Annotated in this window: 22 protein-coding genes and 1 pseudogene; 12 read left to right on the top strand and 11 right to left on the bottom strand. The window is 63.2% G+C overall.

Annotated features, from left to right (window positions below; translation table 11 throughout):
* Positions 1-148 precede the first annotated feature (148 nt).
* Positions 149-310 (top strand): annotated as a pseudogene (locus NKJ55_RS33750) (DUF4411 family protein); the annotation flags it as partial.
* A gap of 132 nt (positions 311-442) precedes the next feature.
* Here NKJ55_RS33750 and NKJ55_RS33745 read toward each other — a convergent pair.
* Together NKJ55_RS33745 and NKJ55_RS33740 are read right to left on the bottom strand one after the other, a co-directional pair.
* Positions 443-1624 (bottom strand): cystathionine gamma-synthase, encoded by a 1182-nt coding sequence (locus NKJ55_RS33745; protein ID WP_352453661.1) that lies wholly within the window; start codon positions 1622-1624, stop codon positions 443-445.
* The gene (locus NKJ55_RS33740; protein ID WP_352453660.1) at positions 1621-3045 is read right to left on the bottom strand and encodes a pyridoxal-phosphate dependent enzyme; all 1425 of its coding nucleotides are present in this window, start codon (positions 3043-3045) and stop codon (positions 1621-1623) included. Before NKJ55_RS33740 ends, NKJ55_RS33745 begins: the two co-directional genes overlap by 4 nt.
* A 269-nt stretch (positions 3046-3314) precedes the next feature.
* On the opposite strand from NKJ55_RS33740, the gene NKJ55_RS33735 reads away from it, so the two are divergent.
* Entirely contained in the window at positions 3315-3644 is a 330-nt protein-coding gene (locus tag NKJ55_RS33735; RefSeq protein ID WP_023675896.1) for a hypothetical protein, read from the top strand.
* On the top strand, positions 3641-4288 hold the full coding sequence (locus NKJ55_RS33730; RefSeq protein ID WP_352453659.1) for a cysteine hydrolase family protein: 648 nt from the start codon (positions 3641-3643) through the stop codon (positions 4286-4288). Before NKJ55_RS33735 ends, NKJ55_RS33730 begins: the two co-directional genes overlap by 4 nt.
* A gap of 117 nt (positions 4289-4405) precedes the next feature.
* On the opposite strand, the gene NKJ55_RS33725 is transcribed toward NKJ55_RS33730, so the two are convergent.
* The 4 genes from NKJ55_RS33725 to NKJ55_RS33710 all read right to left on the bottom strand — a co-directional run bounded on the left by NKJ55_RS33725 (position 4406) and on the right by NKJ55_RS33710 (position 7423).
* Entirely contained in the window at positions 4406-4759 is a 354-nt protein-coding gene (locus tag NKJ55_RS33725; protein WP_352453658.1) for a winged helix-turn-helix transcriptional regulator, read from the bottom strand.
* Between the two features lie 335 nt (positions 4760-5094).
* Positions 5095-6441: an FAD/NAD(P)-binding protein gene (locus NKJ55_RS33720; RefSeq protein WP_352453657.1), complete on the bottom strand. Its 1347-nt coding sequence runs from the start codon at positions 6439-6441 to the stop codon at positions 5095-5097.
* A 49-nt stretch (positions 6442-6490) separates the two neighbouring features.
* Positions 6491-6943 (bottom strand): RrF2 family transcriptional regulator, encoded by a 453-nt coding sequence (locus tag NKJ55_RS33715; RefSeq protein WP_352453656.1) that lies wholly within the window; start codon positions 6941-6943, stop codon positions 6491-6493.
* A 147-nt stretch (positions 6944-7090) separates the two neighbouring features.
* Positions 7091-7423, bottom strand: coding sequence for a hypothetical protein (locus NKJ55_RS33710; protein WP_352453655.1), 333 nt, complete (start codon positions 7421-7423; stop codon positions 7091-7093).
* Between the two features lie 197 nt (positions 7424-7620).
* On the opposite strand from NKJ55_RS33710, the gene tauA reads away from it, so the two are divergent.
* From tauA to NKJ55_RS33690, 4 genes are all read left to right on the top strand, one after another.
* Complete coding sequence (tauA, locus tag NKJ55_RS33705; RefSeq protein ID WP_352453654.1) at positions 7621-8634, top strand: taurine ABC transporter substrate-binding protein; 1014 nt, start codon at positions 7621-7623, stop codon at positions 8632-8634.
* Positions 8635-8742: 108 nt separating this feature from the next.
* The gene (locus NKJ55_RS33700) at positions 8743-9516 is read left to right on the top strand and encodes a taurine ABC transporter ATP-binding protein (protein WP_352453653.1); all 774 of its coding nucleotides are present in this window, start codon (positions 8743-8745) and stop codon (positions 9514-9516) included.
* The gene (locus tag NKJ55_RS33695; protein WP_352453652.1) at positions 9513-10379 is read left to right on the top strand and encodes an ABC transporter permease subunit; all 867 of its coding nucleotides are present in this window, start codon (positions 9513-9515) and stop codon (positions 10377-10379) included. Before NKJ55_RS33700 ends, NKJ55_RS33695 begins: the two co-directional genes overlap by 4 nt.
* A 19-nt stretch (positions 10380-10398) precedes the next feature.
* Entirely contained in the window at positions 10399-10587 is a 189-nt protein-coding gene (locus NKJ55_RS33690) for a hypothetical protein (RefSeq protein WP_352453651.1), read from the top strand.
* A gap of 59 nt (positions 10588-10646) precedes the next feature.
* Here NKJ55_RS33690 and NKJ55_RS33685 read toward each other — a convergent pair whose 3' ends face one another.
* Entirely contained in the window at positions 10647-10832 is a 186-nt protein-coding gene (locus NKJ55_RS33685; protein ID WP_352453650.1) for a hypothetical protein, read from the bottom strand.
* Between the two features lie 307 nt (positions 10833-11139).
* Here NKJ55_RS33685 and NKJ55_RS33680 point away from each other — a divergent pair, with 307 nt between their 5' ends.
* The 3 genes from NKJ55_RS33680 (at position 11140) to NKJ55_RS33670 (ending at position 13861) form a co-directional block, all read left to right on the top strand.
* Positions 11140-11499, top strand: a complete 360-nt coding sequence (locus NKJ55_RS33680) for a septal ring lytic transglycosylase RlpA family protein (RefSeq protein ID WP_352453649.1) — start codon at positions 11140-11142, stop codon at positions 11497-11499.
* 255 nt (positions 11500-11754) lie between these two features.
* Complete coding sequence (locus tag NKJ55_RS33675; RefSeq protein WP_352453648.1) at positions 11755-13032, top strand: polyhydroxyalkanoate depolymerase; 1278 nt, start codon at positions 11755-11757, stop codon at positions 13030-13032.
* Between the two features lie 211 nt (positions 13033-13243).
* Positions 13244-13861 carry a transglutaminase-like cysteine peptidase gene (locus NKJ55_RS33670; RefSeq protein WP_352453647.1) on the top strand — a complete coding sequence of 206 codons (618 nt, stop codon included), beginning with the start codon at positions 13244-13246 and terminating at the stop codon, positions 13859-13861.
* Between the two features lie 9 nt (positions 13862-13870).
* Here NKJ55_RS33670 and NKJ55_RS33665 read toward each other — a convergent pair whose 3' ends face one another.
* The 4 genes from NKJ55_RS33665 to NKJ55_RS33650 are packed head-to-tail and all read right to left on the bottom strand — an operon-like array spanning position 13871 to position 16660.
* The gene (locus tag NKJ55_RS33665) at positions 13871-14239 is read right to left on the bottom strand and encodes a helix-turn-helix domain-containing protein (protein WP_352453646.1); all 369 of its coding nucleotides are present in this window, start codon (positions 14237-14239) and stop codon (positions 13871-13873) included.
* 53 nt (positions 14240-14292) lie between these two features.
* Positions 14293-14826, bottom strand: coding sequence for a Smr/MutS family protein (locus NKJ55_RS33660; protein WP_352453645.1), 534 nt, complete (start codon positions 14824-14826; stop codon positions 14293-14295).
* Positions 14823-15929 (bottom strand): murein transglycosylase A, encoded by a 1107-nt coding sequence (gene mltA / locus NKJ55_RS33655; protein WP_352453644.1) that lies wholly within the window; start codon positions 15927-15929, stop codon positions 14823-14825. Before mltA ends, NKJ55_RS33660 begins: the two co-directional genes overlap by 4 nt.
* A 23-nt stretch (positions 15930-15952) precedes the next feature.
* A complete protein-coding gene (locus NKJ55_RS33650; RefSeq protein ID WP_352453662.1) occupies positions 15953-16660 on the bottom strand; it encodes a Tim44/TimA family putative adaptor protein in 708 nt (235 codons plus the stop codon).
* 199 nt (positions 16661-16859) lie between these two features.
* On the opposite strand from NKJ55_RS33650, the gene NKJ55_RS33645 reads away from it, so the two are divergent.
* Together NKJ55_RS33645 and secB are read left to right on the top strand one after the other, a co-directional pair.
* On the top strand, positions 16860-17351 hold the full coding sequence (locus NKJ55_RS33645) for an FxsA family protein (RefSeq protein WP_023675916.1): 492 nt from the start codon (positions 16860-16862) through the stop codon (positions 17349-17351).
* 113 nt (positions 17352-17464) lie between these two features.
* On the top strand, positions 17465-17968 hold the full coding sequence (gene secB / locus NKJ55_RS33640; RefSeq protein WP_352453643.1) for a protein-export chaperone SecB: 504 nt from the start codon (positions 17465-17467) through the stop codon (positions 17966-17968).
* Positions 17969-18213 lie beyond the last annotated feature (245 nt).

Genomic DNA, 18213 nt, shown 5'->3' with positions numbered 1-18213 from the left:
TTCAACAGCCGCAATCCTTCAAAACAGAAGCGTCATCCGCAAACCCACGCACCAAATGACGCGTCAGCGGCTTCGTTCAATCCCTCGCGATTCAAACTGAACGTCCGACGCTCTAGTCGACACAGTCAAAGGGCGCTCAGGCGGAGATCCTTTCGTAATTGCCTTTGCGTCATCTCAAGGAAATTCCTGCGCCGTAGTCACCGAAGAACATCCCGGTAGAATGAGGATTCCCGATGTTTGCCGTTTCGAGGGCATAACTTGCATCGGGCTGGCAGACCTGATCGAAAAGGAAGATTGGCGCTTTTCGTAGGTAGACGATCAGAAACCCGTCGCCGGTCGCTATATATCGATCGGCACGGCGCACGTACGTCTCAACCGATCGAGGATCCCCATGGCGAGACACTTCCCTGATACGGAAGCGGTTGCCCGCCACACAGCCCCTTCAACTCGCCAGCGCCTGATCCAGATCCGCGATCAGATCGTCGCCGTCCTCGATCCCGGCCGACAACCGCACCAGCGAATCCGAAATCCCGATCTCGGCGCGTTTTTTCGCCGGGATCGAGCCGTGCGTCATCAGCGCTGGGTGCTCGATCAGGCTTTCGACGCCGCCGAGGCTTTCGGCCAGCGTGAACAGTTGCGTATGTTCGAGGAAGCGTTTGGTGCCGGCGAGGTCGCGGTCGAGCTCGACCGTGATCATGCCGCCGAAGGCGTGCATCTGCCGCCTGGCGATGGCGTGCTGCGGGTGGCTGGGCAGGCCGGGATAGATGACACGGCGGATGTCGGGACGGCTTTCCAGCCAGTGCGCGATCTTCTGGCCGTTCGACGAATGACGCTCCATCCTCAGCGCCAGCGTCTTCAGTCCGCGCAGCGCCAGGAAACTGTCGAACGGCCCTGAAATGGCGCCGATGGCGTTCTGCAGGAATTTCAGCCGGTCGGCGAGATCCTTGTTGTCGCCGATCACGGCGACGCCGCCGACCATGTCGGAATGGCCGTTGAGGTATTTCGTCGTCGAATGGACCACGACGTCGATGCCGAGCTCCAGCGGCCGCTGCAGATAGGGGCTGCAGAAAGTGTTGTCGGCGACTGAGAGCACGCCTTTGCGCCTGGCAAGTGCTGCGACGCCTTCGAGGTCGACGACACGCAGCAGCGGGTTGGTCGGCGTCTCGACCCAGAGCATTTTGGTTTCCGGGCGGATCGTCGCCTCGACCGCGGCAAGGTCGGTGAAGTCGACGAAGTCGACCTGCAAATTGGCCGAGCGCTTGCGCACCCGTTCCAGCAGCCGGAACGTGCCGCCATAGATGTCGTCGGTCGCGACGATATGCGCGCCTGAATCGAGCAATTCGAAAATGGTTGCGATCGCCGCCAGCCCCGAAGCGAAGGCGAAGGCGGCGGTGCCGCTTTCGAGGTCGGCCACCGCGCGCTCGAAGGCGAAGCGGGTCGGGTTCTGGCTGCGGGCATATTCAAAGCCCTTGTGCACGCCCGGGCTCTGCTGACCGTAGGTCGAAGTTGCATAGATCGGTACGATCACCGCGCCCGTCGTCGGGTCGTGGCTCTGGCCGCCATGGATGGTGCGCGTCGAAAAGGCGAGGCGGTTTTTGCCCGATACGGTGGCTTTGACGGTCATCGGGCGCGCCTCAGATGGTTGATCAGGTCGATGCGTGTTATCAGGCCGATGAATTCGTCGCCGTCGAAGACGATGGCGACCTCGTTGCGATCGAAGACCGGCAGCAACGCGTCCAGCGTCTGGCTGGCTTGCAGCGTGTGCAGGGTAGAGGTCATAGCCGTACTGACCGGGGCCTTGAAGCGGTCCCAGCGGCTGTCATAGGGGCCTTCGACCTTGGCGAGGATATCGCTTTCGTCGATGATGCCGACGAGCTTGCCCTCGTCCAGCACCGGCAGCTGCGAGACATCCGATCGGCGCATGCGGCCATAGGCGTTGAGCAGGCTTTCGTCCGGGCCGACGGACACGACATCGCCGGTGCGGAGCGTGCGCATGACCAGGTCGCGCAGATCGCCATGCTGCTCCTGCTCGGCCAGGCCCTGCTCGACCAGCCAGAAATCGTCGAAGACTTTCGACAGGTACTTGTTGCCGCTGTCGCAGACGAAGGTAACGACGCGCTTCGGCACGGTCTGCTCGCGGCAATAGCGGAGCGCTGCCGAAAGCAGCGTACCGGACGACGAGCCGGCGAGAATGCCTTCCTTCGAAAGTAGGTCGCGCACCGCAAGCATGCTCTGCTTGTCGGGGATGGAATAGGCCTTCCTGACCAGCGACAGATCGGCATTGGGCGGCACGAAATCCTCGCCGATGCCTTCGACGGTCCAGCTTCCGGCCTCTACCATCTTGCCGGTCTTGATCAACGGTGCCAGCACCGAGCCGACCGGATCGGCCAAAATCATCTCGGTCTTCGGCGAGACTTTCGCAAAATAGCGGCCAAGCCCGGTCAGCGTGCCGCCGGAGCCGACGCCGACGACCACCGCATCGACATCGCCTCCGAGCTGTTGAAAGATTTCCGGCCCGGTCGAGGTTTCGTGGGCCAGCGGATTGGCCGGGTTGGCAAACTGGTTGGCGTAGAAGGCGCCGGGCAACTCGGCGGCGATCTTTTCGGCCATGTCCTGATAATATTCGGCATGGCCCTTGCCGACATCGGAACGCGTCATGCGCACTTCCGCGCCGAGCGCCCGCAGATGCTGGATTTTTTCGCGCGACATCTTGTCGGGCACGACGAGGATGATGCGGTAGCCCTTGGGGATGCCGACCTGGGCGAGACCAAGACCGGTATTGCCGGCGGTCGCCTCCACGATCGTCCCGCCGCGTTTCAGTTTGCCCTGTTTTTCGGCGGCGGCAATCATCGACAGCGCGATGCGGTCCTTGATCGAGCCGCCGGGATTCTGGCTTTCGAGCTTGATGAACAGCCGGCACTTGCCGATGTCGAATTTGGTCAGCTCGACGACCGGTGTCTGCCCGATCAGGTCGAGAACCGAGGCATAGGGCGGGCGCAGGCGGGACGATGCATCGTCCGGTGCCACGATCTTGTGCTTGCTCATGTCAGATGCTCCGTTGCCAGAATGAGCAACCGCCCTGGAAGACGGCAACCTACCGTCTTTTCCAGCCGTTTGCCGTTGGAAAGAAGATAGATCGTGCCAATCCGGCGGCCAGCAGGGGAATGGAATTTCGCGAAAGCTTCGCCGGCCTGCAGGCAGGGCAAAAGATTTGCAGAACCTGCCTGGGACTAAACGCACCATCTCGTTCGTTGCCGCCGCCGATTCCGCCATGCTACCCGGCGTTGGGCGAACAGCAATGCAGGGAACGGCCGATGAAGATTCTTGCCTATGACAATTTCAGGCCCGGCGTCACGCTCGACGATTTGCGGCCTTATCTGCGCGACGAAGTTTCGAATGTCTGGCGGCTCTGGAAGGCGGGGATCGTGCGCGAGAATTATGCGCGCGGCGATATTGGCGGCGTCATCATCGTCTTCGAGCTCGACAGCGTCGCGGAAGCGCGGCGCTACACCGAGGACTTCCCGCTGTCCAAGGCCGGGCTGCTGGAATGGCACTTCATCGCCTTCGACGCGCCATTGCCGCTGGAATTCCTGTTCGATCCGACGGTCGATATCGCCAAGCCATGGGACCGGACTGCGGCATGATCCGGGCGAGCGACGGGATCGAAATCCCGGCCAGCCTGGCTGAGTGGTGCGATCCGCGCCGCACGGCGCTGGTGGTCTACGACATGCAGGTCGGCATCTGCCGCCAGGTGGCCGGCGCCGCGACCATCGTCGAGCGTACCGGCACGGTGCTGGAAGCGGCGCGCATGGCCGGAATGCGGGTGGCGTTCACGCGCCATCTGTCGCTGCCGCGCAAATGGATGGGCGCGACGCAGCTGCGCACCGCCATGGCCTGGCAGCGGCGCGACAGCCCCGACACGGTCGAGCCGTGGTTCCCGCGCGATGCCGAAGCGACGCGGATCGTGCCCGAGCTGGAACCCCGCGATGACGAGGCGGTGTTCGACAAGCTCACGATGTCGGCCTTCGATTCCACCGCGCTCGGCTTTGCCTTGCGCGATTGCGGCGTGCGCACGATAGCGCTCGCTGGCATCGCCATGGAGATCGGCATCGAGCCGACCGTTCGCCAGGCGACCGACAATGGCTTCGTCGCTATGGTAATCGAGGACGCCTGTGGCTTCGGGAACCGCGAAGCGCGCGCCCGCTCGATGGCGACGCTACGCTTCCTCGGCGAAGCCGTCGTCACCGACGTCGCAAGCTTCTGCAGCGCGCTTGCCGGTGCGGGTTGAGGGCAGTCGGCTTGCCGGCGCGACCCACCGTTTCACGGGAACGCCGAACCGCTCTATGCCTTTGTTTTCAGGCAATTGCAGATGGAAAAACCGCTCCGCGCTTTTCCCGGAATTGATCTAGGTGGTGGCTGCGCCATCGGTGCGAAAACGCACGCCCTCGGCGCGGCCATGCACGCTGCCCCAGTCATAGAGTGCCTGGAGCGCAGCGGCGAGATCACCGCCGCGACCGGTCAAGGCGTAGCGCCCCTTGCCGTCGGGCGACGTCTCGAGCGTGACGAAGCCGATCTCGACAAGCTCGGCCAGGCGCTGCGTCAGCATCTTGTCCGAGAGCGAGGGGATCAGCCGGCGCAGGTCGGAATAGCGCATCGGCTGTTCCTTGATGCGCGCCAGGATCACCGTCTTCCATTTGCCGCCGAGCGCGTCGAGCGCGAACTCGACCGGACAGCCGTAGAGTCTTCCGCGTTGGGTCATGCGCCATGGTAGGCAAGGCACGGTGACGACGGAAGCAGAATTTGCCCGGTCATCTGGCCAGGGTCGCGGCTCACGGCCTGGCCGTCCACAAAATCCATGGAGGAGAACGAAGATGAGCGTCCGCGACACCGATCCGGTCAATGCGAGACAGCCGAAACGTGTGGCGTCATCGCCAACCCGGCTGTCTCGACCACCACGGGCTGGACGGTCGGCTTCTGGTGGAGCGAGCTCCCGCACCCCTGGTTCGCCTTCACCGAACGCGGCTATGCGGTCGAGATCTTTTCACCCGACGGCAGCGGTCTTGCATCCGAGATCGCGTCAAGACAGAGGCGGCCTCATCCGAGCAAGCGCTTGCTCAGCCGCGCGCACTGCACGCGAATATCGGGAATGGCGTCGATTTCGAAGAAGGTGCCGCGCGTCAGTGGCCCGACGGCGAGGATCTTGGCGGATACCGTGCCGTCGCCGGCGATGACCTCGCAGTTCGCGGTCACGTCGAGGCCGAGGCGCAGCGGATCCGGCCGTGCCAGCCCACGCTCGACCAGCGACCGCACCACGCTGTTCGAGGTGGTCGAGATGTCCCTGGCGATGCCTGTGCAATCATAGATGCGAGCAAAGTCGAACCTTTCGAGGTGCTGCGTGTGGCGCGACTGGACCTGTACGCTGAAACCGTCGCCGGCGGCGATCTCGACGACGCGCCCGGCGACAAGGCGGATGCGGCCCGCTTGCACCGCCTCGGCAACGCGGGCGTAGACTTCCGGCGCCATGCGATGGCGGTGGATGTCCCACCAGGCCTTGGTGTGCTCGACGAAGCGGCGCTTGGCCGAGGACGGCCAGTTCTGCCAGATCATCTGGTTGAAGGGTCTCAGACCGTCGACGACGTCGCGCCAGTCGATGCCGGCCTTCTGGTTTTCCCGGATCAGGTCGCGGAACCAGCCGACGAAATAGGAAAGCTGGGTGCCGAGCGGAATGTCGGCAACGTCGAGCTTGATCGGATTGCCCTTGCGATGCGGCGAAGGCAGCAGGCCGCGCCGAGACACCGCGACGATCGCGCCGCGGTGGCCGCGCTGCTCGAGCGACAGGAAGGCATCGACCATGCTCAAGCCCGTGCCCAGCACCAGGACTCGGGCTTCGGGGTCGAGCGCAGTGTCCGCCTCGGATCCCATCCTGATCGCATGCCCCTGCCCCGCCCCCGGCTCTTCGTCGTGGCCGGTGGCGAGCACGGCAAGATGCGCAACCACGCTGGTGCCGTTGGCCAGCGCCACTTCGACACCTGACGCGGTCGGCGAGATCGACAGGCTCTCCTCGCGGATCAGGCGCAGCCGGCCCGTCTGCTGCTCACGCGCCTCGAGCTCGTCGAGCAACTCCTTGAGATAGCGGGCGTAGACGCTGCGCGGCGCATAGACCGGCGCCTGTTCCGGCGTTGCCAGGCCGCGTTCAAGCAGCCAGCGCGAGAAATTGCCGGGATCGTCGGCATAGGCGCTCATGCCCGACGCGCTGACATTCAGCACATGCGCCGACAGCAGGGTTGAATAGGCCATGCCTTGCCCAAAATGCGGGCGTTTTTCGATCAGGCTGACACGTAGATCGGGATTGGGCGACTTCAGCAGATGCGCGGCAAGCACGACGCCGCTGGCACCGCCGCCGACAATGATGATCGAACTTGGCGTAGCGCGCCCGGTCATACGCAAACCAGCTGTCCTGGCGATCGTCGCCAGCTCAGGAGAGATTGGTTCAGGCCTGGATTTTCAATGCCGCCGAAAAATCCTCGTCGCCGGCGATGTCGCGCATTTCGGCGAGGCTGCGCTGGTCCAGCACCTCGGCGATGGCCTGCCGGACCTCGAGCATCAGGTGTCGGACTTGGCATGTCGCCTCGTTGCAGTCTTCGCAGCGCTGATACTGGGTGCGGCTGGCGCAAGGAATGGGGGCAAGCGGTCCGTCGAGCACGCGCACGACGTGGCCGACCTTGATCTCGTCCGCCGGGCGTGCCAGCCGGTAGCCGCCCTCCTTGCCCTTGCGGCTCTGAACGAAACCGGCATTGCGCAATTCGCCAAGAATGGCATCGAGGAACTTCTTCGGAATATTGTTTCCTGTGGCGATGTCGTTGACGAAGGCGAGCTTTCCAACCGGCAGGCGCGCCAGATGGACGAGCGCCTTGAGGCCGTATTTACCTTTTTTCGTGAGCATAACCCGCACGTTTCTCTGTCATGCGATGACGCAAGGCCACCGGTTGCGAAACGCCTGGCGTGCCTCCCCGCCGCGTCCAAGCTGTCACTACAGATAAATTCTAGTGACATGATATACAAGCCGAGAAACGTTGATTTTGCTTCGTTTTCACGCCGCAATGGCCATTTTGGCCGGGGCTTGTGCTCTTGGAAGCACAGAAGCCGCCGCGAATGGCGCACCGGCAAACGGGCCGGCGGCAGGAATGTCCCGATCGGCGAGAATACCGACAGCAGCTTCTGCCCCTGAATTTGAAGGCCAAAGCATGCCGCGCGCGGCAACAAGGAGGGTGGCGTCGCTCATCGTCCTCTCCAATCCTTCAATGTCGATAAGGATACTAGACTTAACCGCGAACACAGGGAACTTGATTCCAATTTCCTGGCCATCCACAGCATGGATTTGCCGATGCAGGGGCGAAAACGGGAAAATCGTTGTTGCGCGCATGGACGACGTGGAAGAGGTTCCCGGGCAAGGACGATGGTTCTCACCCGGGCCATCACCCAGAAGCGCGGGAACTGCCATAGCCAGATGACTTTTTCTAACAAGACCGCACCGATTGGAAGGATTTAACTCTACAAGAACGATAGAGTTAGATGACTATGAAACGCAATCCGGGTTTTTCTCGTTTCCAGGAGCCTTTCATGTCCACCATTTCGCGACGTATCGTTCTCTTGTCCTCGGCGGCTCTGGCGGGCGCCGCCTTCCTCGGCCCGGCCGATGCGCGGGACCTCAAGATCACTATCGGCTACCAGACGGTGGTCGAACCCTCGAAGGTGCCGCAGGCCGACGGCGCCTATGAGAGCGCGACCAAGGCGACAATCGACTGGCGGAAATTCGATTCCGGCGCCGACGTGATCGCGGCGATCGCTTCCGGTTCGGTCGACATCGGTTATGTCGGCTCGAGCCCGCTGGCGGCGGCGGCGAGCCGCGAGCTTCCAATCCAGACAATCTTCGTTGTCGGGCTGATCGGCGAATCCGAGGCCCTTGTCGCCCGCAACGGCGCCGGCATCGAGAAGGCCGCCGACCTTGCCGGGAAGAAGGTGGCGGTGCCCTTCGTTTCGACGACGCATTACAGCCTGCTTGCCGCGCTGAAGCATGAGGGTGTCGACCCGAAGTCGGTCGATATTCTCAATCTGCGGCCACCGGAGATCGCGGCGGCATGGGCGCGAGGCGACATCGACGCCGCCTATGTATGGGATCCGGCACTCGGCCAGATCAAGACGACGGGCAAGGTCGTGCTGGATTCCTCCCAGGTCGCCGCCTGGGGCGCGCCGACCTTCGACGCCTGGATCGTGCGCACCGACTTCGCCGAAAGGAACCCGGAAGCGGTGCGCGACTTCGTCAAAGTAACGGGCGCAGCCTATGCCGAGTTCCTGGCCAAGCCGGACGCCTGGTCGGTGACGTCGCCGCAAGCGGCGAAGATCGCCACGATCACCGGCGCCAATCTGGAGGACGTGCCGCAACTATTGAGGGGCTATGTCTTCCCGACGCTCGAGGAGCAAGCCTCGGACAAGTTCCTCGGTGGCGGCACGATCAAGGCGGTCGAGGCGACATCGGCCTTCCTCAAGGAGCAGGGCAAGATCGACGCCGTGCTGCCGGATTATTCGGAATACGTGTCGTCGAAATATGTCAGCGAAGCGCTTGCCTCGAACTGACGCCAACGCGCGCGGTTCTCCTTCCCTGACGCCGCGTGCTCCCTGCCCCGAACCGCTTGCGAGGAGCGGCTTCGGGGCAGACAGATTCGGAATATCGGCGAGGTTCCCATGACGCATCTCGTGCTCGACAAGGTCTCGGTCCACTATGACGGTCAGCCGGCGCCGGCGGTCGAAAATGTGTCGATTGAGATCGCCAAGGATGACTTCGTCGTCCTGGTCGGCCGCTCCGGCTGCGGCAAGACGTCGTTGCTCAATGTCGCTGCGGGCCTGGTCCAGCCTGTGCGCGGACGCGCCACGATTGGCGGCAGGCCGATCACGGCGCCAAGCTCTGAGCGCGCCGTCGTGTTCCAGAACGACGCGCTGTTTCCGTGGCTGACCGCGCGGGAAAATGTCGCCTTTGCGCTCAGGCTGCGCGGTGTCAGGGCGGCTGAACGGGCGCGGCGCGCCGACAAGCTTCTGGCGCTGGTGAAGCTCGACGGCGCCGGCGACAAGCGCATTTGGGAGCTTTCCGGCGGCATGCGCCAGCGGGTCGGCCTGGCCCGGGCGCTGGCGGCCGAGCCGCAATTCCTGCTGCTCGACGAGCCGCTGGGCGCGCTCGATGCGCTGACACGCGAACGCATGCAGACAACGCTGCTCGATCTGTGGACGGCAAGCCAGGTCGGCGTGCTGATGGTCACGCACGGCATCGAGGAAGCCCTGGTGCTGGCAACCCGTATCATTGTGCTCGCTCCCGGCCCTGGCCGGGTGGTGTGGAGCTTCGAGACCGGCTTCAGCCGGCGCTATGCAGCCGGCGAGGCCATTCGCAGCATCAAGGCCGATCCCGCCTTCGCCGCGGCGCGCGGCGAGCTGACCGACGCGATCTTCGAAGGGGAGGCAGCATGACCATTACCTCCTATACCGAGCGGCCGCAGCGCTCCAAGGTCGACGACGGAGGCGACGCGCTGTCGGTGCCATGGTCGCGGCCGCGGCCGAGACGCAGCCGCGTTTCGGCCCGCGTGGTTAGCGCGATCACCATTCTGATGATGCTGGCGGCGTGGACGGTATCGGCCCGCCTGCAATTGGTGTCGCCGGTTTTCCTGCCGTCGCCCGTGGCAGTCTGGAACAAATTTGCCGTCGTCGCCCGTGACGGCTTTGTCGACGCGACGCTGCTCCAGCATATCGCCGCCAGCGTGTGGCGGGTGTTTGCGGCGTTGATCATCGCCCTTGTCATCGGCGTTCCCATCGGCCTGGCTATCGGCATCAGCACGATCGGGCGCGGCATCTTCGATCCGCTGCTCGAATTCCTGCGGCCGATCCCGCCGCTCGCCTATCTGCCGCTGATCATTATCTGGTTCGGCATTGGCGAGCCGTCCAAGATCCTGGTGATTGCCCTTGCCATGCTGGCGCCGGTTGCGCTGTCGACGGCATCGGGTGTTCGCGGCGTCTCGCAGGAGCGCATCAATGCAGCGCGCTCGCTTGGCGCCACGCAGCGCCAGGTGATCAGGCACGTCATCCTGCCCAGCGCGCTGCCCTCGATCCTGACCGGTCTGCGCATCGCGCTCGGCGCCGGCTGGTCGACGCTGGTTGCCGCCGAACTGGTGGCAGCGACGCGCGGGCTCGGATTCATGATCCAGTCCGCTGCCCAGTTCCTCGTCACCGACGTGGTGGTGATGGGCATACTGGTGATCGCGGCCATTGCCTTCGTGCTCGAATTCATCATCCGCAGGATCGAGCGGGTGCTCGTCCCGTGGGCGGGGCGGGAGTAACCGGACCGGAGACGTGACGATGCCCCATTCCACCGCTGTACTGTTTGCGCATTTCGGCCATTGGCTCCGCCTGATCAAGGCCGGAGACAAACAGCCGCCTGACGGCGAACGCAAAACGCCGACGCCGGTCCAGCTGGATGCCGAGCGCAACCGCCTGCCACCGCGCGACGAAAGTTTCTACTGGGGCTGGCAATACTGGTCGCGGTGACCGGGCTGCCACGGTCCGCTGTGTGCTGCTCTGAAGGGAGCTTGAGCATGGACGCCTGCTCAACCACGCGAGCGGTTCGCCCAGGCCAGGCCGCCCAGGCCGACCAGCACCGTCACGATGCCGGCATAGAGCCATTGCGACTGGCCGGTCATGAAGCTGCCCTGGACCCAACCGATGCCTTGCAATGACCACAGCACGCCGATGGCGAGCACAATCAAGGCCAGCAGATTTTTGATCAATCTCATCGTTGCAAACTCCTTTTCAAAGTCGATCGCCAGCCGTGCCCTCGTACCGGTGGAAGAGCGAAAAGAAGCGGCCCGATCACGTCATCTTCTACTTAGATGCTAACCTCTGATCTTGCGCAACACATGCGGCGATCGGAGCAAAGATCATCAAGGAAGCTGTGCCGCTCTGCGGGAAATCTCTGACAAATTGTTTCGCACCGACTCCAAACGTGTAACATTGTCATGGAACCGACAGATCATTGCCGCATTTGCTGCCTCATTCGCCCCTAACCGCTGCGGGTCTGTCAACGGAGCCAGTCCCCAACACATGAACAAAAGCAACCGGACCGCGCTTGTCGCGGCCACTATCGCGGCTGGCCTGATGGTCGGCGCATCCAGTGCCAGCGCCGCCGCTCAGTGCGGCCGTGCCTCCTGGTACTCACTGCATTCCAGAACCGCTTCCGGCGAACGCATGAACCCGTCGGCGCTGACCGCAGCGCATCGCAGCCTGCCGTTCGGCACCAAGCTGAAGGTGACCAACCGCAACAATGGCCGCAGCGTCGTCGTGCGTATAAACGACCGCGGCCCGTTTATCAGGGGCCGGATGCTCGATCTGTCGAAGGGCGCCGCCAGCCAGCTTGGCTTCATCAGCTCGGGTCACACCGCTGTCTGCATGGCACGGGTCTAACGGCCGCCACGGCCGGACACCGCCTCCGACGCTCGTCCCCAATAGCCGTGCTGCTTGCCAGGCCTTCGCAGGTGCACATTGAGCCGGCTGTTGCCGTTCCAGGCGGATTCTCAACGCCTTGGACGAAAGAACGAGCATAAATCACGCAAGTTGACGTATTGCATCGCAGCAGATTGTTGCTAACTTCCCCGCAAGGCATTCAAGGCTCGGCGCTGCTCGTCGGCCCTTCGATCGCAGTCGGCAGCGGGGTTCTCGATGTTCTACCAGCTCTACGAACTGAACCACGCAGCTTTGCAGCCGGCCCGCCTCTATGCCGATGCGATGCGCCTGTTCTACTCCAATCCGCTCAATCCGGTTTCACACACGTCCTGGGGCCGCTCGGTTGCGGCAACGGCCGAACTGTTCGAGCGCACGACGCGCCGCTACGGCAAGCCGCAATTCGGCCTGACCAAAACCGTGGTCGACTGGAAAACCGTCGAGGTCAGCGAACGCACCGTCTGGTCGCGGCCGTTCTGCAACCTGGTCCGTTTCGAGCGGGCGGTTCCGGCCGGGCGCCGGCCGGATCCGAAGCTGTTGATCGTCGCGCCGATGTCGGGCCACTACGCGACGCTGCTGCGCGGCACGGTAGAGGCGATGCTGCCCTATGCCGACGTGCATATCACCGACTGGGTCGACGCCCGCATGGTGCCGCTGGCCGACGGCAGCTTCGATCTTGACGACTATATCGACTACATCGTCGACATGCTGCATGCGCTAGGCCCCGACACCCATGTGATGGCGGTGTGCCAGCCTTCGGTGCCGGTGCTGGCGGCGGCGGCACTGATGGAAGCCAAGGGTGATCCGTTCGTGCCCTCGACGATGACGCTGATGGGCGGGCCGATCGACACGCGCCGCAATCCGACGGCTGTCAATCTGCTGGCGCAGGAAAAGGGCATCGACTGGTTCCGCGACAACGTCATCATGCGCGCGCCCTGGCCGGTGCCGGGCTTCGGCCGCGAGGTCTATCCTGGCTTCCTGCAGCTTTCGGGGTTCATGAGCATGAACCTCGACCGCCACATCATCGCCCACAAGGACTTCTTCATGCATCTGGTGAAGCATGACGGCGACAATGCCGAGAAGCACCGCGAGTTCTACGACGAATATCTGGCGGTGATGGATCTGACGGCGGAATTCTACCTGCAGACCGTCGACACCGTGTTTGTCCGCCAGGCCTTGCCCAAGGGCAAAATGACGCATCGCGGCGTGGCGGTCGACCCTTCGGCGATCCGCAATGTCGCCCTGTTCACGGTCGAGGGCGAGAACGACGACATCTCCGGCCTTGGCCAGACCAAGGCGGCGCACGACCTGTGCATCAACATCCCGGCCGACAGGCACGCCCATTACATGCAGCCGGCGGTCGGCCATTATGGGGTGTTCAACGGCTCGCGCTTCCGCTCCGAAATCGTGCCGCGCATCGTCGATTTCATTACCAGCTACGGCCGTCAGAATCGGGTTGCGGTGAAGCCCAAGCTGGTCAGGACCGGCAAGAAATAGGCGACCAGTGATGATGCCCGTCAATCCGCATCAGGTCGGTCAATGCCAAAATCATCGGTCGGCGGGGCCGTGCGGCCGTCGACCTGTTGCACAATAGTCGCGTTGGCGCCACGCGGGTAACCATGCCGCAAAAATCAATCCATCCTCATAATTGACACGGGCTGTAAATACCCCTTAACGTTTCGTTAACAACAAGGGACAAGCGGGGACAATGATTTCCTCACCAATGGCGAGAACGCTGCGCCTGTGCGCGCTGGCCGGACTTACTGTGGCGGCAGGTTGGGCCGGTTCGGCCTCGGCAGCCAGCCCGATGATAACAGGTGGCCCGACCTCGCAGCCGATCGGCCATTATGATTTCTGCAAGAGCTACGCGTCCGAATGCTCGATCCGCCCGAAGGATCTGTCGCCCGCCAGCCTGACCGGCTCGCTGTGGCGCAAGCTGCTCAGCGTCACGGCAAAGGTCAACGCCGCCGTCAAGCCGGAGAGCGACTTCGACATCTACGGCAAGGACGAGGTCTGGGCCTATCCCGACAAGGGTGTCGGCGACTGCGAGGACTATGTCCTGGAAAAGCGCCGTGAGCTGAACCGGCTTGGCGTCTCGTTTGCCGATCTGCTGATGACCGTCGTGCGCAAGCCGGATGGCGAAGGCCACGCCGTGCTGACGGTGCGCACCGACAAGGGCGACTACATCCTTGACAATCTGACCGACCAGGTCCGTTCCTGGGACCAGACCGGCTATCGTTTCCTCAAGCGGCAGGCGATCGACAATACCGGCCGCTGGGTCTCGATCCGCGGCGGCCAGCAGGTGCTGGTCGGCTCGGTCCAGTAACCAAGCAACTCATTTCGGCCGTGCCAGCGCGGCGCGGATCGACGCAATGATGCGGCGAAGCTCGGCGTCGTCGAGCTTTTCAATGTTGTCGGCCAGGAGATTGGCAAGCTCGGTCGCCGCCGGGCTAAGGCCCGACGTGTCGAGCTTGACGCGCGGATGCGAGGTTTCAGCCAGCCGCGCCAGTTCCTCGGCGTCATCCCAAATGATGTTGAAATAGCCGATGATCTTCTGGATCAGCGTCCAGCTCGGCGCACCGCGGCGGCCATGTTCCAGCGCCGAGAGATAGGCTGCGCTGACGCCGATCGCCTTGGCCATGTCCTTCTGGCTGACGCCGCGCTCGTTTCGCAGCACGCGAAGCTTTTCGCCGAATGGGGTCACAAGCGCACCTTCATGGGTGCATCCTCATAGGTGCGTCCCTCATGGGCATGTCCTCATGAGCGCGCCCGCCGCAAGCGGATATAGAGCGCACCCGAGCCGCCATGTTTGCGGGCGGCATGGTCGTGGCTGGAGACGAGGGGCCGGAAGGCGGGTGTCGACAGCCATGACGGCACGGCGCGCCGCAAGACGCCATCGCCGCCCGACGAGGAACCCTTGCCGGTGATCACCAGGACATAGCGGATGCCGCCGGCATGCGCCCGGTGCAGAAAGGAAAACAGCAGCGAATAGGCTTCGTCCTGGGTCAGGCCATGCAGGTCGACGCGGCCTTCGATCGGCAGCCGGCCCTTCGACAGCTTGTCCAGCGTCGGTTCGTCGAGTGCGTGGGAGACATGCTGCGCCTTCTGCTTTGCGGCCGTGGCAGCATTGCCCGCGACCTGTGCCGGCGGCGGCTGCCTGGTCTCGTCGATCTCCGGCCCAACGTGCGGAATTTCGACGGCGGTTTTGCCCTTGAGCGGCTTTGCCGTGCGCGCCACCAGGTTCCACAGCACCCGGTCGTCCTCGCTCAGCCTGTCGATGCGCCGGGTCATCGGCCTGCTCCTGAAACCAGCGACCGGGGGATCAGCGCATAAAAATCTGCGGCGTTGCGGATAACGCCGGCGATCTCGCCGGCCGCATCGCCCGACCCGGCAAACAGATCACCGCGAGCCGGCCCGGTGATCGCCGAGCCGGTGTCCTGCGCGATCATCAGCCGCCGGAACGGTTTTCCGTCGAAGACGGTCAGCGACGGTGCATCGATATGGAAGGGCGTGCCGAACGTGTGCAGCAGCCGGTCGACGGCGATCGAGCGGCCGGGTGTCAGCGCCACCTTGGCGGCAGCGATCGGGCCGAGCTCTGGGTCGTCGACGCCCATCTCGCGGAAGAAAATGTAGGAGCGGTTGCGCCAAAGGATCTCGTCGACGCGTTCCGGATGCGCCTTGAACCAGGCACGGATCGACTGCATCGTCACTTTCTGCAGCGGGATCTCGCCTTCCTCGCTCAAGATCTTGCCCGGTCCGGTAAAGCGCTGGCCGGATTTGGCGGCATAGGTGATGCGGCGAAGCCTGCCGTCGGTCATCTTGAGCCGCGCCGCACCCTGCACGTGGATGAAGAAGGCGTCGACCTTATCGGCGAGCCAGGCGATTTCCAGCCTTTTTCCGGCAAGCGCGCCGCATTCGATCTCGCCGCGGTCGAAATATTCGACCGGGCCGTTCGGCGCCGCACGTGCGAAGGCGAGATAAGGATCCATGCCGGAAGGACGATTGCCGTCGTCGACGTCGACAAGATCGGCCGGGCGCGACAGCAACGGCACCGAAAACCGTTGCGTGCGTACCGGCGAGGCTTCGACCTCCGGCTCGTAAAAGCCGGTGACCAGGCCCGGACCACCATCTTCGGCATCGATACGGGCCGGCACGAAGTGGCGCTCGAAAAAGCTTCGGGCCTGCAACCGATTCGCCGGCGAAACGGTGCGCGCTTCGGCATAGGCGTCGGCAAAGCCATTGTAATCGACGCCGAGCGCGCCGGAGCGGTAGGGTTTGGTCAGGATATGAAAGGCCGAGCGGCGAAAGGCCTCAAAGGCAGGGAAATGGTCGTCCTCGCCCCAGCCCGGCAATTCGCCAAAGGATTTTTCGCTGAAGGCTCGAGAAAGCGACACGACAGCCTCCGCCGCCGTCCAGTTCAGTCTTCTTCTTCGGTGGCGACGAGCTTCCAGTTCGGATCGCGCGAGCGCGCGTCACGAGCGAAGGTCCAGACATCCTTGACCTCGGCGACGGTTTCGGGATCGCCGTCGATGACGGCGCCGGCCTTGTCGCGGGTCGCCGAAATCAGTTCGCTGACGATGCGCAGCGTGATGTGCGCCTCGCTGCCCTTCATCTCGGCCGAAACGATGTCGGCCTTGTCGATGCCGACGAAGGAGGACTGGATCTTTTCGGCTTTCGCCTCACGGTCACCGATGGCCGCGACGAAGCCGTCATAGACCTCGCGCGACAAAAGGTTCTTCAGCGTTTTGCGGTCGCCATCGGCGTAGGCCATGACGATCATCTCGTAGGCCATCTTGGCGCCGTCGACGAAGGTCTTCGGGTCGAAGGTCGGATCATTGTCCTTGATCGCCCGCAGGCCCCGGTTGAGATCGGTGTCCGGCTTGGCAAAGGCATCGATCGCCACATAGGCATCGGCGGCCGGCTCTCCCGCCAGCCGCTTGCGCGGCAGCGAAACCACGTTCTCGGGTTTCTGGGCGGCATCCTTGTCGTTTTTGCGCGCTGCCGTATATGGATCGAAGGGTGGGCGCTCGTTGCCCGTGCGTCGGCCAAGCACGTTGCGCAGCTGGAAGAAGATCACCACCGCCGCAATCAGAAAGAAAATCGTGCCGAAGTCGAAGAAGCCCATATCTTGCGCCAATCAATCCCTGCTTTGGCCGGACCAGCGGCCAAGCAAGGGCCGCGATCACATAGCGTTCAGTATCCAAAGCATATAGAACGCATGGCGCAATCATTCAAATCAAAGGGAGCCATACCTATCTAACAGCTCTGGTGCCAGCGGCGATTGCTCGCCGGCCGGCAAAACATCGAAAACGATCGGTCAAGATTTGCGTATTTCGCTGCTTCCCCTGTTCATTCTCGCGCTTCCGCTGCTGGAGATAGCCGGTTTCGTTATTGTCGGCCGCCAGGTCGGCGCGCTGGCGACAGTCGGCTTGGTGCTGGCCTCGAGTGTCGCCGGCGCCCTGCTGCTGCGGCACCAGGGTTTTGGCGTGATGGCCAGGGTACGTGCCGAAATGGATGCCGGGCGTGATCCGAGCGGCCAGCTTGCGCATGGCGCCATGATCGTGCTGGCCGCGATCCTTTTGATCATCCCCGGCTTCATCTCGGATATTTTCGGCCTTCTGCTGTTCCTGCCGCCGGTGCGCGATCTTGCCTGGCGGATGCTGAAAGGCCGCATCGTGTTGGCAACCGATTTCAGCAGTGGTTTGCGGGCAAGGCAACGCGGCAAGACCATCGATCTCGACGACGGCGACTATTCGCGGGCCGACGACCATACGCGCGGACCGGGTTCTCCCTGGCGCCGCCTCAAGGACGAGTAGCTGCAAGGCAACCGGCGTCTTTTGCAAACTTGTCTTGTCGGGCCGGTCATGATAGCGAACGCCCGAATTTCAATCCGGTCAGCAACGCTGCCCAGGCAAAAGGACCACAGCTTATGGCCAGCAACGACGACGCGCCGACCGGCGCAGCCAACGGTAATGGAAATGCGGCGCAGCCTTCGCTCAACGTGCTTGCGCAATATGTGAAGGACCTGTCCTTCGAAAGCCCCGGCGCACCGAACTCGTTGCGCGGCCGCGACAAGGCTCCGGGCATCGCCATCAACGTCAACGTCAACGCCAATCCGCTTTCGGACAAGCAGTTCGACGTCAATTTGACGCTGAACGCCAAAGCGTCGTTCGACCAGGAAGTGCTGTTCAACGTCGAGCTGGTCTATGGCGGCGTCTTCTCCATCAGCGGCTTCCCGCAGGAGCACATGCTGCCGATCCTGTTCATCGAATGCCCGCGGCTGCTGTTCCCGTTCGCCCGGCAGATCATCGCCGAGGCAACACGCAATGGCGGCTTCCCGCCGCTGATGCTAGACCCGATCGATTTCGCGCAGATGTTCCAGCAGAAGTTGGCCGAAGACCAGGCTGCCGCCGCCAAGGTCAAGGTGAGCTGAGCGCGGCTGTCTTGCTAGCGTTTGGAAAAACCCGGCGCGAAGCCGGGTTTTTTATAATGATGTCCCGCCCGACAGGCTGAAGGCCAATCGGACGCAAGCGTCGATGGTTCTCTTCAGCGGCAAGTCGAATATCTTCGAGATTAGCCGAATATCACTGCGCCTTCGTCATCCCAGGGCGGAGCAGGAGCGAAGCGACGTCGCGGAGACCCTGGGATCCATATGTGGACGGCGCCCTGCCTGCAACG

Source organism: Mesorhizobium sp. M0106, from assembly GCF_040322715.1.
Classification (GTDB): Bacteria; Pseudomonadota; Alphaproteobacteria; order Rhizobiales; family Rhizobiaceae; genus Mesorhizobium.
This window is presented reverse-complemented; position numbering and strand designations above follow the sequence as displayed.

Excerpts from the sequence above, each read along its gene's own strand:
- NKJ55_RS33715 (WP_352453656.1), bottom strand. The coding sequence starts at position 6,943 with ATGCTCACGAAAAAAGGTAAATACGGCCTCAAGGCGCTCGTCCATCTG.
- NKJ55_RS33675 (WP_352453648.1), top strand. The coding sequence starts at position 11,755 with ATGTTCTACCAGCTCTACGAACTGAACCACGCAGCTTTGCAGCCGGCC.
- NKJ55_RS33700 (WP_352453653.1), top strand. The coding sequence starts at position 8,743 with ATGACGCATCTCGTGCTCGACAAGGTCTCGGTCCACTATGACGGTCAG.
- NKJ55_RS33685 (WP_352453650.1), bottom strand. The coding sequence starts at position 10,832 with ATGAGATTGATCAAAAATCTGCTGGCCTTGATTGTGCTCGCCATCGGC.
- NKJ55_RS33695 (WP_352453652.1), top strand. The coding sequence starts at position 9,513 with ATGACCATTACCTCCTATACCGAGCGGCCGCAGCGCTCCAAGGTCGAC.
- NKJ55_RS33740 (WP_352453660.1), bottom strand. The coding sequence starts at position 3,045 with ATGAGCAAGCACAAGATCGTGGCACCGGACGATGCATCGTCCCGCCTG.
- NKJ55_RS33720 (WP_352453657.1), bottom strand. The coding sequence starts at position 6,441 with ATGACCGGGCGCGCTACGCCAAGTTCGATCATCATTGTCGGCGGCGGT.
- NKJ55_RS33660 (WP_352453645.1), bottom strand. The coding sequence starts at position 14,826 with ATGACCCGGCGCATCGACAGGCTGAGCGAGGACGACCGGGTGCTGTGG.
- NKJ55_RS33725 (WP_352453658.1), bottom strand. The coding sequence starts at position 4,759 with ATGACCCAACGCGGAAGACTCTACGGCTGTCCGGTCGAGTTCGCGCTC.
- secB (WP_352453643.1), top strand. The coding sequence starts at position 17,465 with ATGGCCAGCAACGACGACGCGCCGACCGGCGCAGCCAACGGTAATGGA.
- NKJ55_RS33745 (WP_352453661.1), bottom strand. The coding sequence starts at position 1,624 with ATGACCGTCAAAGCCACCGTATCGGGCAAAAACCGCCTCGCCTTTTCG.
- NKJ55_RS33730 (WP_352453659.1), top strand. The coding sequence starts at position 3,641 with ATGATCCGGGCGAGCGACGGGATCGAAATCCCGGCCAGCCTGGCTGAG.
- NKJ55_RS33670 (WP_352453647.1), top strand. The coding sequence starts at position 13,244 with ATGATTTCCTCACCAATGGCGAGAACGCTGCGCCTGTGCGCGCTGGCC.
- NKJ55_RS33690 (WP_352453651.1), top strand. The coding sequence starts at position 10,399 with ATGCCCCATTCCACCGCTGTACTGTTTGCGCATTTCGGCCATTGGCTC.
- tauA (WP_352453654.1), top strand. The coding sequence starts at position 7,621 with ATGTCCACCATTTCGCGACGTATCGTTCTCTTGTCCTCGGCGGCTCTG.
- NKJ55_RS33680 (WP_352453649.1), top strand. The coding sequence starts at position 11,140 with ATGAACAAAAGCAACCGGACCGCGCTTGTCGCGGCCACTATCGCGGCT.
- NKJ55_RS33710 (WP_352453655.1), bottom strand. The coding sequence starts at position 7,423 with ATGCGCGCAACAACGATTTTCCCGTTTTCGCCCCTGCATCGGCAAATC.
- NKJ55_RS33735 (WP_023675896.1), top strand. The coding sequence starts at position 3,315 with ATGAAGATTCTTGCCTATGACAATTTCAGGCCCGGCGTCACGCTCGAC.
- NKJ55_RS33650 (WP_352453662.1), bottom strand. The coding sequence starts at position 16,660 with ATGGGCTTCTTCGACTTCGGCACGATTTTCTTTCTGATTGCGGCGGTG.